Origin of the sequence: Actinopolyspora mortivallis, assembly GCF_003001495.1 — a bacterium.
GTDB lineage: Bacteria > Actinomycetota > Actinomycetes > Mycobacteriales > Pseudonocardiaceae > Actinopolyspora > Actinopolyspora mortivallis_A.
Genome location: NZ_PVSR01000008.1, coordinates 55,849 through 70,613, shown reverse-complemented (window position 1 = coordinate 70,613; position 14,765 = coordinate 55,849). Strand labels below are relative to the sequence as shown.

Genomic DNA, 14,765 nt, shown 5'->3' with positions numbered 1-14,765 from the left:
AGCCGTCAGTGGGGCAGCCTGCGCCCGGCCATCCCCTCCAGCCGCTGCACCCGGTCGGAGATCGGCGGGTGGGTGGAGAACATCCGCGCCATGCGCTCACCGGGGCGGAACGGGTTCGCGATCATCAGGTGGGACTCGCTGACCAGCCCCGGCTCCGCGGCGAGCGGGGCCTGTTGGGTGCCGCGCTCCAGTTTGCGCAGTGCCGAGGCCAGCCCGAGCGGGTCCCCGGTGAGCTCTGCCCCCGAGGCGTCGGCCTGGTACTCGCGGGAACGGCTCACCGCCATCTGGATCACCGCCGCCGCTATCGGCCCCAGCAGGGAGACCAGCAGCATCGTCCCGAGACCGGGACCGTCCTCGTCGTCCCCGCCGGCGCCGGCGAAGAAGATCCCGAAGTTGGCCAGGAAGGTCACCGCGCTGGCCAGCGCTCCGGCGACGCTGGAGATCAGGATGTCGCGGTTGTACACGTGGGAGAGCTCGTGGCCCAGCACCGCCCGCAGCTCGCGTTCGTCCAGCAGCTCCAGGATTCCCGCCGTGGCGCACACCGCCGCGTTGCGCGGGTTGCGGCCGGTGGCGAAGGCGTTGGGGGCCCTGGTGGGGCTGACGTACAGCGCGGGCATCGGCTGCTTGGCCGCGGTGGCCAGTTCGCGGACGATCCGGTACATCGCCGGCTGCTCCGCCTCCGAGACCGGGCGGGCCCGCATCGAACGCAGTGCGAGCTTGGCCGAGTTGAAGTAGGCGTAGCCGTTCATGCCCAGCGCGATCAGCAGGGCCACGACCATGCCGAACCGCCCGAACAGCGCCCCGACCATCACGATGAGCGCGCTCATGCCTCCCAGCAGGAGCGCCGTCTTGACTCCGTTCCACTGCCTGTGCACTGTGCTACCGCCTTCGTCCGGATGTCGAACCGTTCGGCGAGGACCCTGTTCCGAAGCGCTCCGTGGCCTCCGGGAACCGGTGCGGTCGCGGGCCCCGACACGGCCTTCGCGGTGCCCCGCCCGGGGTCCGGGAGGCGTCTCCCGGCCCGGAGATCTCGCGGAGAACTCACCCGGTCAACGTAGCCACGGCTCGTCCAGTTCCGCAGGGCGGCACGACGAATACGTCACACGTGCCCTCCGTCGATCACCGCTGTCGGAACCACCGTGAGTGCATCCTCTTGCGCGCGAACTAAACTGGCTGATCAATCACGGGTTCGTCCGTCGTGAACGCACGGCCACGGGATCGTGTCCACGAGCTGACGAACGGACTCCTGCGTACTGCTGCCGAGCGCCGTACGGCGAACGGCGGAGAGGACTCTTCCCGAATGATCTTGTCCAAACTGCGTCAACTCGGTCACAACCGCACCCGGAAACCGGGCGGGGCGGCCACGGGGGCGCTGCCGCCCACCCCCCTCGACGGGGGGACGCTGAGCTGCCAGGTGCACGACGAGGCGGAACGCCCGCTTCCCGAGGCCACCGTCACCGTGGTGAACCGGCTGAACCAGCAGGTCGCGGTGGGAAGCACCGACGGGTACGGCTTCTTCCTGGCCACCGTCCCTCCCGGCCAGCACAAGGTCTCGGTGACCGCGGGCGGCTACCAGCGGCTGGGAACCCGGGTGGAGGTCCGCACCAACAGACACACCCCCATCGGGGCGGTGCAGCTGCGGCGCGACCCCGAGAGCACGTTGCCAGAACCGGGGGTGTGGACCTTCGACCCGGACCACACCGAGATCCGGTTCGTCGCCCAGCACATCGGCATGTCGAAGATCCACGGGGCCTTCCGGGAGGTGGAGGGCCGTGTGCTGGTGCGCGATCCCTTCGAGGACTCCCGCGTGGAGGTCGCCATCGACGCCGCCAGCATCGACACCGGCGTGCGGATGCGGGACGAGCACCTGCGCTCGGCGGACTTCCTGGACGTGGCCAACCACCCGAAGCTGTACTTCCGCAGCGACCGGCTCACCCAGGTGCGCGGCGACCGTTGGCAGGTCACGGGAAACCTCAGCCTGCGGGGCACCACCAGCCCCGTCGTGCTGGACACCACCTATCTCGGCACCAGAAGCTGGAACGGCACCCGCGCGGCCTGCCACTGCACCACCGAGCTGCGCCGGGAGGACTTCTCGGTCAACTGGCAGCAGCTGCTGAGCAAGGGCATCGGGGTGGTCGGGCCCACCGTGCGGGTGGAGCTGGACATCCAGGCCGTGCTGGAGGAGTGAACGCGCGGCGCCGGGGCGCGCGAACGCCCCGGGATCCAGCCGTGCACGGCCCCGCCGCGGGCACACACCGGCCGGGTGAACGCCGTTTCCGCCGCGCGGCGGCTCACTCGGCGTGCAATTCCATTGTGCAGCACTTCGGCCCGCCGCCGGACTTGCGCAGCTCCGAGACGTCGGTCAGCACCGGCTCGTAACCCCGCTTCTCCAGGCTGCGGGCCAGGCCGGTGGCCTCGCGCGGCAGCACCACGTTCCTGCCGTCGGAGACCCCGTTCAGCCCGAGGCACTCGGCGTCGGCCGCGTCGGCGATCACCGCGTCGGGGAAGAGCCTGCGCAGCACCTGCTGCGAGCCGGCGGAGAAGGCCTCCGGGTAGTAGGCCACCCGGGGGTGCTCGCCCTTGTTCAGCACGAACAGCGCGGTGTCCAGGTGGTAGTAGCGCGGGTCGACCAGTTTGAGCGAGACCACGGGCACCCCCAGCACCTCCTGCGCCTCGGGGTGCGCGCCCGGGTCCGTGCGGAACCCGCTGCCCGCCAGCAGCAGACTGCCGGTCCAAGCGAAGTCGCCCTCGGCCTCGTTGACGCTGGAGGGCATCACCAGGTCGCGGTAGCCGTTGGTGGAGAACCAGCGGCGGAAGTGCTCCGCCTCGGGGGCGCGCTCGTCGGTGCGGAAGCGGGCGCCGAGGACCTTTCCGGCGATGACGGTGCCGGAGTTGGCCGCGAACACCATGTCCGGCAGGCCGGGCTGGGCGGGCACGACGTCGACGGTGTGCCCCAGCCGGAGGTAGATGTCCCGGAGCTGCTGCCACTGGGACATGGCCAGCTCGGTGTCCACCGGGGTGTCCGGGTCCATCCACGGGTTGATGGAGTACTCCACGGTGAAGTACTCGGGCGGGCACATCACGTAGTGCCGACGGGTGGCGACTTTCTCGCCCTCGTCGTGCTGCGGGACGACCTGAGGAGCAGCGACAGCAGACACCGACATGATTCGCAATCTAATCGCTGCTCAGACAGTATTCAATGCGTCTTTGTTGCGGTGAATACGGCAGAATGTTGCACATGGACCCGTTGGACCAACGAATCGTTTCGCAGCTGGTCACCGACGCCCGGGCCAGCTACGCCGAGATCGGCCAGGAGGTGGGGCTGTCGGCCCCGGCCGTCAAACGGCGGGTGGACAAACTGCTGGACACCGGCATCCTCCAGGGATTCACCGCCGTGGTGGACCCGGAGGCCCTCGGCTGGGGGACCGAGGCCTTCGTCGAGGTGCACTGCCACGGAAACGTCCCCACGGACAGGCTGCTGGCCGGGCTGGAACCGCTGCCCGAGGTGGTGCGGGCCTACACGGTCTCCGGCGAGGCCGACGCGATCGTGCACCTGCGCGCCGCCGACATCCACCACCTGGAGACCGCGCTGGAGCGGCTGCGCGGGGTGGAGTTCATCAACAGGACGGTCTCCACCGTGGTGCTGTCCCGGCTGCTGGACCGCCCGCCCCAGGCCTGAGCCCCGCGGGCGGCTCCGCTCTCAGCCCCGCCGCTGCCCGTCCCAGGCCTCGAACCCGGCCTGTTCCGCGTCGGCGGCGGTGCGGAACCAGACTTCGGCGACCACGTGCTCGAAGTACGGCGAGTCGGGAGTGTGGTACTGCCGCGAGGCGAACTGCCCCTTGACCGTGTAGCTCTCGTCCGGCCGTTGCCGCTCGGGGTGCTCCTCGTCGGGGTACCACTCCTGCGGCGGGGTCCCCCCTGCGTCCGTGGACTCCCGGGAAGTCCGCGCGGAGGTCTCCTCCGAGTGCGGGACGCGTCCGGCCATGACCGGGCGCGCGCGGGGAGGGGTGCCCGGGCGGGTGGAGCTGCCCGGCACACGGCGGGGCAGCTCCGCGCCCGCGGTGCCCTCCCCCGAGGCGTTCGCGGTCCCGTCCCCGGGAGGTCCGTCCTTCTCCGGCTCGTCCACCGGGTGCTCCCGCTGTTCGGAGGTGGTGGGCGGCAGCTCCGCCCCCTGCTGGTCCGGGGAGATCCCGGGGGTGGACAGCGGCTCGAACAGCGACCGCAGCCTGCCGGTGAGCTCCCCCTCCGTCTGCGGCTCCTCCTCGGCGGGGCGTGCGGCGGAGGACGGTTGCCCCGCAGGGCTCTCCTCCCCGGACGGGCGCTCGCTCCACCGGGGGGAGGTGTCGGTCTCGGCGGACTCGTACTGCCGCCGGTCCGGACTGTCGGTGTCGTACATGTCGAAGTCGGTGGCGGTGAACCACGTGTTCTCACCGGGCGCGGAGAACTCGGCCCCCGGGGCCAGCTCGGCGGGCGCCGAGGGCACCTCGGCCGAGGACTCCTCGGGGAGCTCGTCACGACGGTGCCGCAACGAGGTCTCCCGGTGGTGCTCCGGGGTCAGTTCGTCCCCCTGCCCCGGGGCGAAGGCCCCGTCGACGGTGTCGGTGCCGTCCACGGCGGTGACCCCGGGGTGACTGTCCTCGCCCTCGGCGGCGAAGACCTCGGCGCCGAAGTCCCGCTGCGCCCGACGTATCCAGCTCCCCCACACCCGCGGCTCCGGAGGGGCCTCCTCCTCGGGGAGGACCCGTTCGGTGGGCCACTCCTCCGGCTGCGCGGCGGGCTCCGAGGTCCGGAAGGGCCGGTCCGCGGCGGGAACGGTGCCCTCCTCGTCGGTGTCCAGCAGGTCCCACACGGCGGTGTCCGTGTCCTGCTCGGGAAGTTCCGAGGTCCGCTCGGCGGCGGTCTCCTGCGGGGACCGGTCGACCGTGGAGAGCCGCTCCCGCAGCGCACGCAGCTGCTGGTGGGCGGGACGGACGAACAGCATCCAGGTCAGCAGCACGCCGCACAGGAACCCGGCGAAGCTCCACAGCCAGACCTGGGTAAACAGCCACGTCACCGCTGTCGTCCTTTCTCTCGCGACGCTGCCGGGCCACGAGTATGACCGCGCTGCCCCCGTTCGCGGTAGCCGGAGGTGTGCGGCGGATCACCGGGTGCGGGCCACCACGTAGTCGACCAGCGCGTAGAGCGCCCGGCGGGCCGGCACGTCGGGCAGCCCGGCGATCTCCTCGTTGGCCCTGGCCGCGTACTCGTCCAACGCCGCGCGGGCCCGTTTCAGCCCCACCGAGTCGTGTAACCGCCGCAACGCCTCCTGGACGTCCTCGTCCTCGTCGAGGGTGCCCGCCAGTAACTCCCGCAGCCGGGGATCCCCGCCCGGAGCGGTCAGCTCGTACAGCATCGGCAGCGTACGGACCCCTTCCCGAAGATCGGTGCCCGGGGTTTTGCCGGACTCGTCGGGTGGGGAGGCGATGTCGATGATGTCGTCGGAGATCTGGAAGGCGGTGCCGACGATCTTGCCGACGTTCTCCAGCACCGCGACCTGTTCGGGATCGGCCCCGGAGAAGGACGCCCCGAAACGCCCGCAGGTCGCGATCAGCGAGCCCGTCTTCTCGTAGATCACTTCGAGGTAGTGCTCGACACGGTCCTCCCCCGCATCGGGACCCACGGTCTCGCGCATCTGGCCGGTCACCAGCGCCTCGAAGGTGCGGGCCAGGGTGCGCACCGCGTCGCTGCCGAGGTCCGCGGCCATCCGGGAGGCCTGGGCGAAGAGGAAGTCGCCGGTGAGGATGGCCACCGAGTTGTTCCACCTGGCGTTGGCGCTGGTCGCACCCCGGCGCATCGTGGCCTCGTCCATCACGTCGTCGTGGTAGAGCGTGGCCAGGTGCACCATTTCGAGCACGGCCGCCGACGTGATGACGGCTTCCCGGTCCGGCTCGCCGAACTCCGCGCTGAGCAGCGTGAACAACGGACGGAACCTCTTGCCGCCGGCGTCGACGAGATGCAGCGATGCGCGGGTGGCGAAGTCCAGGTCGCTTTCCACCGCCTCGTGCAGCAGACGCTCGACCCGGCTCATCCCCCCGCGCACCGACTCCGCGAGTGTCGAATCGGCTATGTCGAAACCGCCGACCACGGTGGCCGCTTCCCACGGCGCACCGTTCGTCGGATCACCAACTGGGCTGGTCACGTCACCGTCGCCTTCGTCTCCCCCGAACATGCTCTGCGAGGGACACCCTACGACACAAAGCCACCGACACTCGCCCAGTCCAGCGCCAGCATCGGAACCACCCCGAGCAGCAGGGTCACCACCACGCCCAGGGTGACGGCCGCCGTGGTGAACGGCCCCGGCACGCTGACCGTCGGCCCCTCGGGGGCCGGTTCGTGGAAGAACATCAGCACGACGAGACGGATGTAGAGGTAGGCGGCCAGCGCACTGGCCAGCAGGGCGATCACCACCAGCGGGCCCATACCGGCGGAGAAGGCCGCCGAGAACACGACGAACTTGCCCATGAAACCGCTGGTGGCCGGGATGCCCGCCAAGGCGAGCAGCAGGAAGGTGAACACCCCGGCCACCAGGGGCGAGCGCCTGGCCAGCCCGGCCCAGTCGGACATCCGGGTGGCCTCACCCTCCGAGGTGCGCACCAGCCCGAGCAGGCCGAACACGGCCAGGGTGGTGAAACCGTAGGCGAGCAGGTAGAACAACGTGGCCATCAGCCCACGGTCGGTCAACGTGATGGAACCGACCATGAGAAATCCCGCATGGGCGATCGACGAGTAGGCGATCATGCGTTTGACGTCCTGCTGGGTCAGCCCCAGCACCACGCCGACCACCATGGAGACCACCGCCACCGTCCAGAGCACCCAGTGCCACTCCCAGCTGGAGGCCTGGAAGGCCACGTGCAGCAGCCGCAGCAGCGCGCCGAAGGCGGCGACCTTGGTGCAGGCGGCCATGAATCCGGTGACCGCCGTCGGCGCCCCGTGGTAGACGTCCGGGGTCCACAGGTGGAAGGGGGCGACCGAACCCTTGAACAACAGCCCCATCACCACGAGACCGAGACCGGCGAACAGCAGGGTGTCCGAACGCAGACTGCCTGCCGTGGCCGCCGCGATCTCGGGCAGCCGCACCGAACCGGAGTAGCCGTACAGCAGCGCCAGCCCGTACAGGAAGAACGCCGAGGCGAAGGCCCCGAGCAGGAAGTACTTGACCGCCGCCTCCTGGGACAGCAGCCTGCGCCGCTTGGCCAACCCGCACAGCAGGTACAGCGGCAGACTGAGCACCTCCAGCGCCACGAACATCGTGAGCAGGTCGTTGGCGGCGCAGAACACCATCATCCCGCCGAGCGAGAACAGCGCCAGCGGGAACACCTCGGTCCGCATCCCCACCCCGCCGGGGGCGGAGCGCTGCATCACGGCGGCCGAGGCAGCACCGGGGGCGTCCACCGGCGTGCCGGTCGACTCACCGGGCCGGGCGAGGATGTTCGACTCGGCGACGAAGGCCCCGCCCGGCTCCACCGAACGGTCCGCCAGCAGCAGCACCGCCCCGAAGGACAGCGCCAGCAGGGTTCCCCACAGGAACAGGGCCGCCGGCCCGATCGCCAGGGTGCCCGCCAGCGTGGTCGCCCCGGTGTTGATCTCCTGGGCGTGCATGCCCAGGAACACCCCCGCGAGCAGCACGGCCAGCAACGTCAGTCCCACCTGGACCGACCACCGCCGGTGCGCGGGCGCGAAGGCCTCGACGAGCACGCCGAGGCAGGCGGCCCCGAACACGATCAGCAGGGGAGCCACCGCCCCGTAGTCGATCTGGGGCATCTCGGCGGACTGGGCCAGTACCCGGCCGCCGCCGAGCGGCGCGGTCTGCGATTGCGTCAGCACTCCCACTGTCAGTTACCTCCCTGAGAGGTCACGGGATCGGTAACGCCGACCTCGCTCATGGTTGCCTCCACCGACGGTGTGATCACGTCCAGCATCGGCGCCGGGTAGAGGCCGAGGACCAGCACCAGCACCACCAGCGGGGCCAGCACCCCGATCTCCCTGCCGTCGAGGTCGCGCGGTGTCGTCCGGCTCCCGCCGCCCACGGCCGCCTCCGGATCGGTGGCGGCACCGGGCCCACCGAGTGTGTCCAGCACGGCCGTCCCGGAGGGCGGGCCCTGCATCACCCGCTGGTAGAGCCGCAGCACGTAGGCCGCCGCCAGCACCAGCCCCACCGTGGCCAGCACCGTGTACACCGGCCTGGTGGTGAAGGAGCCGAGCAGCACGAGGAACTCGCTGACGAACGAGTTCGTGCCCGGAAGCGAGAGCGTGCTCAGACCCGCCACCAGCAGCATCCCGCCGAGCAGCGGGGTGATCCGTGCCATGCCGCCGTAGTCGGCGATACTGGTGGAACCGCCCCGGGCGATGATCATTCCGACCACCAGCACCAGCATTCCGGTGGCGATGCTGTGGTTGACCATGTACGAGGCCGCCCCCACCTGCGCCTGCGAGGTGAACGCGAAGATCCCCAGGGCGATGAAGCCGAAGTGCGCGATGGAGACGTAGGCCAGCAGCCGCTTCAGGTCGGTCTGGCCCAGCGCCTGCAACGAGCCGTAGAGCACCCCGACCACGCCCAGGGTCAGCACCAGCGGGGCCAGCATCCGGGAGGCCTCGGGGGTCAGCGGCAGGCTGTAGCGCAGGAAACCGAAGGTCCCCACCTTGTCGAGCACGCCGACCACCAGCACCAGCACCCCCACCGGCGCCTGCTGCGCCGCGTCGGGCAGCCAAGTGTGCAGCGGAACCAGCGGGGCCTTGACCGCGAACGCGACGAAGAACCCGACGAACACCCACACCTGGACCTCCAGGGGGGCCTCGGAGAGCACGCCGCGCAGCGTCGCCCAGTCGAAGGTGCCGACCCCGGTCGTGCTGGCCGCGTAGGTGTAGGCACCGATCGCGGAGGCCAGCATGATCAGCCCGCCGAGGAAGGAGTACAGGAAGAACTTCACCGCGGCGTAGCGGCGCCGTTCACCCCCGTAGCCCCCGATGAGGAAGTACATCGGGATCAGCATGAGCTCGAACAGCACGTAGAACAGGAACAGGTCGGTGGCCGCGAACACCGCCACCGTCAGGGCCTGTTGCAGCAGCAGCAGCGCGAAGAAGCCACCGCGGCTGCGTCCGGCGGGCAGTCGCTCGTTCCAGCTGAAGCCCAGCACCAGGGGCATGAGCAGCGCGATCACCGCGACCATGACGAGCGCGATCCCGTCCAGTCCGAACGAGAGGCTCACCCCGTAACGCGGGATCCAGTCCACCGAACCGGACAGTTGCAGGCGCGCGGCACCCGGTTCGTAGACCCCCCACGCCGCGGCGGCGAGCACGAGTTCGAGCAGCGCGAACCCCAACGCGGTCCACTTGGCCGCGGGTTCGTTGCCCCGTGCCAGCGCGACGACGACCGCGCCGAGCAGCGGCAGCAGGATCAGCGCGAGGAGCAGGTTCATCGCGTCCCCTCTTCTCCGGCAGTTTCGCGAGAGTTCGACCGGCGGGCCACCGTCACAGGGTCCCCACCGACATCAGTGCGGCGACCAGCAGGACACCGCCGAGCAACATGGACATCGCGTAGGAGCGGACGAAGCCCGTCTGCCACCTGCGCAGCACCCGCGAGGTCGCGCCGAGCGTCAGGGCCAGGCCGTTGACCGCACCGTCCACACCGGCCCGGTCGAAACGGGACAGTCCGTTCGCCAGCCCCACGGTCGGACGCACCGCCACCGCCCGGTTCAGCGCGTTGCCGTACAGGTCGGCGCGGGCGGCGCGGACCAGCGGCGAGACCCGCTGGGGCCGGGCCTCCGGCACGGGGCGACGCCCCACCACCAGCCAGGCCAGCAGCACGCCCAGCGCGGAGAGTCCCAGGGTCAGCACCGGTATCACCGAGTGCGGCAGCGCCGCGTGCCCCTCGTGCAGTTCCCCGAGGGTGGGTTCCAGCAGCCGCACCAGCCGGTCCCCGCTGGTGAACACGAAACCGGCCGCCACCGAACCGACGGCGAGCACGATCATGGGGCCGGTCATGACCGGCGGCGACTCGTGCGGGTGGAAACTCCGACCGTCCGCCGTGGTGCGGTTCTCCCAGCGGCGCTCGCCGAAGAAGGTCATCAGCATCAGTCGGGTCATGTAGAAGGCGGTCAGCCCGGCACCGAGCACCGCGGCCCCGCCGAACGCCCAGCCGCGCCAGCCGGGTTCGCCGAAGGCGGCCACGATGATGGCCTCCTTGGAGTAGTACCCGGACAGGAAGGGGAAACCGATCAGCGCCAGGTAGCCCAGGCCGAAGGTGGCGAAGGTGATCGGCATGTAGCGGTACAGCCCGCCGAACCGGCGCATGTTCACCTCGTCGTTCATGCCGTGCATGACCGACCCGGCGCCGAGGAACAGCCCGGCCTTGAAGAAGCCGTGGGTGAGCAGGTGCATGATCCCCAGCGCGTACCCGGCGGGACCGAGCCCCACCGCCAGCATCATGTAGCCGATCTGGCTGACCGTGGAGTAGGCGAGCACCTTCTTGATGTCGTCGTAGGCACAGCCGATCACGCAGCCGACCAGCAGGGTGACCGCCCCGACCAGCGCGACGACCAGCTGCCCCGTGCCGGTGAGGCTGTAGAGCGGATTGGCCCTGGCGATCAGGTACACCCCGGCTGTGACCATCGTCGCGGCGTGGATCAGGGCCGACACCGGGGTGGGGCCCTCCATGGCGTCGGGCAGCCAGGCCTGCAACGGCACCTGACCGGACTTGCCGCAGGCTCCGAGCAGCAGCAACAGGGTCACTGCCAGCAGCGCCCCCGAGGGCAGTTCACCGGCGCGGGCGAAGACCTCGGCGTACTGCGTGGTGCCGAGGTGGGCGAACATCAGGAAGATCGCCAACGCCAGTCCCACGTCGCCGACCCTGTTCATGACGAAGGCCTTGGTGGCGGCTCCCGCCGCCGAGGGGCGCTGCTGCCAGAAACCGATCAGCAGGTAGGAGGCGAGACCCACGCCCTCCCAGCCGAGGTACAGGGTCACGAAGCTGTTGCCGAGCACCAGGACCAGCATCGCCGCGACGAACAGGTTCAGGTAGCCGAAGAACCGGCGGCGTTCGGTGTTCGCGCTGCCGGTGCGACCCTGCTGGTCGTGGGCCATGTAGCCGATCGAGTAGATGTGGATCAGCGCGCCGACACCGGTGATCAGCAGCACGAACACCAGCGACAGCGGGTCGATCCGCAGTCCGAAGTCGACCTGCAGGGCGTTGACCGGGATCCAGGAGAACAGGTGCAGCGACCGCGCCGGCGGTCCCCCTTCGGTCACCGAGGCGAACAGGGCCAGGGAGTACCCGAAGGAGGCGATCACCGTGGCGCAGCCCAGCAGGTGCCCCCACCCGTTGGCGCGTCTGCCCGCCAGCAGCAGCACCGCCGCACCGAGCAACGGGACCGCGATGATCAGCCACGCGTTGTTCTGAATCGCCCCCTGGGCCGTCTGCACCGGCTCCGGAGCGGCCAGCATGGAAGTCGTCACGCTGTCTCCCCATCCGTTCCGTGGGTTCATGCGCTGTGCGTCCGTTCGGTGTGGGCTAGTACTTCAGCAGGTTGGCGTCGTCGACGGACGCGGATCGGCGTGTGCGGAAGATGGACATGATGATCGCCAGCCCGACCACCACTTCCGCGGCGGCGACGACCATCACGAAGAAGGCCATGACCTGTCCGTCGATCGTGCCCTCGACGCGGGCGAAGGTCACCAGGGAGAGGTTGACCGCGTTGAGCATCAGCTCCACGCACATGAACAGCACGATCGCGTTGCGCCGTATCAGCACCCCGACCGTGCCGATGGTGAACAGCAGTGCCGAAAGCAGCAGGTAGTGGGTGGGGGTCACTGCCTGACCTCCTCGGGTGAGTCGGCGCCGGGGTTCTCGGGGACGTCACCGTCCACGGTGGGCACGGAACCGTTGCCGCCGTGGTCGTCACCGTCACCGCCCCGCGCGGAACCGGGATTCTCCCCGGAGGAGTGCTCCCCGCCCCGTTCCCGCTGCTCGGAGGACTCCTCGGAGCCGCTCCGCTGGGGGGAGTGCCCGGTCAGCGCGTGCGGATCGGGGGACTCGACCTCGCCGGAGACCGCCTCGCGGTCGGGCCGCAGCCGCTCCACCGGAGTGTTGTCCAGGATCTCCGACAGCGAGTCCTCGGCCACCGAACCGTCCGGCAGCAACGCGGGGGTGGCCACCGAGTTCGCCGTGGCGTACACACCGGGGCCCGGCAGCGGGGAGGGACGGGCGTACTCGCCGCGGAACCGCGCCCGCACCGTCTCCCGCTGACTCATGCGGGGTTTCCGCCCCTTGCCGCCGTAGGCCAGCACCATCGCCCCGAGCGAGGCGGTGATCAGCAGCGCCGAGGTGAGCTCGAACGGGAACAGGTAGTCGGTGAAGATCACCTGGCCGAGTCCGCCCGCGGCTCCCCCACCCGGGGCCCACGGGTCCAGCGGGGCGGCCGGAACCACCCCCTCCAGCGACCGGGCCAGCCCGGCGGTGAGCAGCACCGCCAGCGCCACCCCGAGCACTCCCGCGACCAGCCGCTGGCCGCGCAGCACCTCCACCACCGAGTCGGAGGCGTCCCTGCCGACCAGCATCAGCACGAACAGGAACAGCATCATGATCGCGCCGGTGTAGACGATGATCTGGGTGAACCCGAGGAACTGCGCGTTCTGGGCCATGTAGAGCACCCCGAGGCTCAGCATCGTCAGCACCAGCCACAGCGCCGAGTGCACGGCGCTGCGCGCGAACACCATGCCGAGCGCGCCGAGCAGGGCCAGCGGCCCGAGAATCCAGAAGACCACGGTCTCGCCGGTGCCGACGACGCCCTGCTGGGCCAGCGGCGTCTGCGCGAGCACCGTGCCGGCTGCCGTCAGGATCATCACCGCACGGCCTCCTCGTCGCCGGTCTCCACCGTCGTGTTCTCGGGGACCCCCTGACGACGGGCGAGCTCCGGACCGTTCACGTAGTAGTCCTGCTCGTCCTCACCGAGCCGCATCCCGTGCGGCGGCTGCTCCATGCCCGGCAGCAGCGGGGCGAGCAGGTCCTCCTTGGTGTAGATCAGGTTCCGCCGGTCGTCGTCGGCGGTCTCGTACTCGTTGGTCATCGTCAGCGCCCTCGTCGGGCAGGCCTCGATGCAGAGTCCGCAGCCGATGCACCTGAGGTAGTTGATCTGGTAGTCGAACCCGTAGCGCTCCCCCGGGGAGTACCGCTCCTCCTCGGTGTTGGTCCCGCCCTCGACGAAGATGGCGTCGGCGGGGCAGGCCCACGCGCAGAGCTCGCAGCCCACGCACTTCTCCAGCCCGTCCGGGTGCCTGTTGAGCTGGTGCTTGCCGTGGAAACGCGGCGCGGGGATCTTCTTGACCTCGGGGTACTCCTCGGTGAGCACCGTCTTGAACATCTTGGACAGCGTGACCCCGAAGCCCTTCAGCGGATCAGTCACTCCCATCGGGATCCTCCTTCGTCGATCCGGTGGACTCCTGGCCGGACTCGGGCAGCCGCGCACGCCCGCCCGAGGTGGCCGAGACGGTGGTCCCGCGTGGGCTCTCGGGAACCCGCAGGTCCACGGGCGGCACCGGGTACCCGCCGCCGGTCAGCGGCACCTCGTCCTCGTCGTGCTCGGCCGGTTGCGGTTTCCGGTCCGGTACCAGGAAGGCGAGCAGCAGCAGGGCCACCACCACTCCCCCGCCGATGAACAGGAATTCCCGGGAACCGACCAGGTCGGCGTTGCGCACCCCCCGGATGGCGGTGACGGCGCAGATCCACACCAGGCTCAGCGGGACCAGCACCTTCCACCCGAGGTTCATGAACTGGTCGTAGCGCAGCCGCGGCAGGGTGCCGCGCAGCCAGACGAAGACGAACAGGAACGCCATCGTCTTGAGCAGGAACCACAGCACCGGCCACCACCCGGTGTTGAGCACCCCGTCCCCGACCAGGTAGAGCGGCCACGGCGCGTGCCAGCCGCCGAGGAACAACGTGGTCGCCAGCGCCGAGACCGTGACCATGTTGATGTACTCGGCGAGGAAGAACAGCGCGAACTTCAACGAGGAGTACTCGGTGTGGAACCCTCCGACCAGCTCGGACTCCGCCTCGGGAAGGTCGAAGGGGGCGCGGTTGGTCTCGCCGACCATCGCGATCGCGTAGACCACGAAGCTGAACGGCAGCAGCGCGAAGAACCACCCGTTCTCCTGGGCCGCCACGATGCCCGATGTGGACAGCGTGCCCGCGTAGAGGATGACCGCGATGAACGACAGCCCCATCGCGATCTCGTAGGAGATCACCTGCGCGGCCGAGCGCAGCCCTCCCAGCAGCGGGTAGGGGGAGCCGGAGGACCAGCCCGCCAGCACGATGCCGTAGACCCCGACCGAGGCGCTGGCCAGCACCACCAGCAGGCTCACCGGCAGCTCGACCAGCTGCAGGGCGGTGCGCTCGCCGAGGATGGTCACCTCCCCGCCGACCGGGATCACAGAGAAGGCCACCAGCGCGGGGGTCGCCGAGACCACCGGGGCGAGGATGTAGATCCACTTGTCGGCCAGCACCGGGCGGATGTCCTCCTTGAAGGCGAGCTTGAGCCCGTCCGCCAGGGACTGGAGTATGCCGAAGGGTCCCGCCCGGTTCGGGCCGGGGCGCTGCTGCATCCTGCCGATGACCCGGCGTTCCGCCCAGATGGTCAGCAGGGTCATCACCACCAGGAACGCGAAGGTTCCCACCACTTTGAGCAGGATCAGCCAGATGGGGTCGTCGGCGATCAGGCGTGCCGTCTCGTTCATGG

Annotated in this window: 13 protein-coding genes; 2 read left to right on the top strand and 11 right to left on the bottom strand. The window is 70.1% G+C overall.

Features of this window, described 5'->3' with window-relative positions; translation table 11 throughout:
• Positions 1-5: 5 nt before the first annotated feature.
• A complete protein-coding gene (htpX, locus tag CEP50_RS08015; RefSeq protein WP_106113301.1) occupies positions 6-875 on the bottom strand; it encodes a zinc metalloprotease HtpX in 870 nt (289 codons plus the stop codon).
• Positions 876-1,300: 425 nt separating this feature from the next.
• Here htpX and CEP50_RS08010 point away from each other — a divergent pair, with 425 nt between their 5' ends.
• A complete protein-coding gene (locus tag CEP50_RS08010; RefSeq protein ID WP_106113300.1) occupies positions 1,301-2,188 on the top strand; it encodes a YceI family protein in 888 nt (295 codons plus the stop codon).
• A gap of 103 nt (positions 2,189-2,291) precedes the next feature.
• Here the strand turns inward: CEP50_RS08010 and ddaH are convergent, their stop codons facing one another.
• Positions 2,292-3,164: a dimethylargininase gene (gene ddaH, locus CEP50_RS08005; RefSeq protein WP_258175033.1), complete on the bottom strand. Its 873-nt coding sequence runs from the start codon at positions 3,162-3,164 to the stop codon at positions 2,292-2,294.
• Between the two features lie 74 nt (positions 3,165-3,238).
• On the opposite strand from ddaH, the gene CEP50_RS08000 reads away from it, so the two are divergent.
• Positions 3,239-3,679, top strand: coding sequence for an Lrp/AsnC family transcriptional regulator (locus tag CEP50_RS08000; protein ID WP_181188269.1), 441 nt, complete (start codon positions 3,239-3,241; stop codon positions 3,677-3,679).
• A gap of 21 nt (positions 3,680-3,700) precedes the next feature.
• Here the strand turns inward: CEP50_RS08000 and CEP50_RS07995 are convergent, their stop codons facing one another.
• The 9 genes from CEP50_RS07995 to nuoH form a co-directional block, all read right to left on the bottom strand.
• Positions 3,701-5,053 (bottom strand): sunset domain-containing protein, encoded by a 1,353-nt coding sequence (locus CEP50_RS07995; RefSeq protein WP_106113297.1) that lies wholly within the window; start codon positions 5,051-5,053, stop codon positions 3,701-3,703.
• Positions 5,054-5,140: 87 nt separating this feature from the next.
• Positions 5,141-6,178: a polyprenyl synthetase family protein gene (locus CEP50_RS07990; protein ID WP_308729369.1), complete on the bottom strand. Its 1,038-nt coding sequence runs from the start codon at positions 6,176-6,178 to the stop codon at positions 5,141-5,143.
• Positions 6,179-6,225: 47 nt separating this feature from the next.
• A complete protein-coding gene (gene nuoN, locus CEP50_RS07985; protein ID WP_106113341.1) occupies positions 6,226-7,800 on the bottom strand; it encodes an NADH-quinone oxidoreductase subunit NuoN in 1,575 nt (524 codons plus the stop codon).
• A 71-nt stretch (positions 7,801-7,871) separates the two neighbouring features.
• Positions 7,872-9,455 carry a complex I subunit 4 family protein gene (locus tag CEP50_RS07980; RefSeq protein WP_106113295.1) on the bottom strand — a complete coding sequence of 528 codons (1,584 nt, stop codon included), beginning with the start codon at positions 9,453-9,455 and terminating at the stop codon, positions 7,872-7,874.
• Between the two features lie 52 nt (positions 9,456-9,507).
• Positions 9,508-11,478: an NADH-quinone oxidoreductase subunit L gene (gene nuoL, locus CEP50_RS07975; protein WP_181188273.1), complete on the bottom strand. Its 1,971-nt coding sequence runs from the start codon at positions 11,476-11,478 to the stop codon at positions 9,508-9,510.
• A gap of 67 nt (positions 11,479-11,545) precedes the next feature.
• On the bottom strand, positions 11,546-11,845 hold the full coding sequence (gene nuoK / locus CEP50_RS07970; RefSeq protein ID WP_106113294.1) for an NADH-quinone oxidoreductase subunit NuoK: 300 nt from the start codon (positions 11,843-11,845) through the stop codon (positions 11,546-11,548).
• A complete protein-coding gene (locus CEP50_RS07965; protein WP_106113339.1) occupies positions 11,842-12,876 on the bottom strand; it encodes an NADH-quinone oxidoreductase subunit J in 1,035 nt (344 codons plus the stop codon). The genes nuoK and CEP50_RS07965 overlap by 4 nt, the downstream gene beginning before the upstream one ends.
• On the bottom strand, positions 12,876-13,442 hold the full coding sequence (gene nuoI / locus CEP50_RS07960; protein WP_106113338.1) for an NADH-quinone oxidoreductase subunit NuoI: 567 nt from the start codon (positions 13,440-13,442) through the stop codon (positions 12,876-12,878). The genes CEP50_RS07965 and nuoI overlap by 1 nt, the downstream gene beginning before the upstream one ends.
• On the bottom strand, positions 13,429-14,763 hold the full coding sequence (gene nuoH, locus CEP50_RS07955) for an NADH-quinone oxidoreductase subunit NuoH (protein ID WP_106113293.1): 1,335 nt from the start codon (positions 14,761-14,763) through the stop codon (positions 13,429-13,431). Before nuoH ends, nuoI begins: the two co-directional genes overlap by 14 nt.
• Positions 14,764-14,765 lie beyond the last annotated feature (2 nt).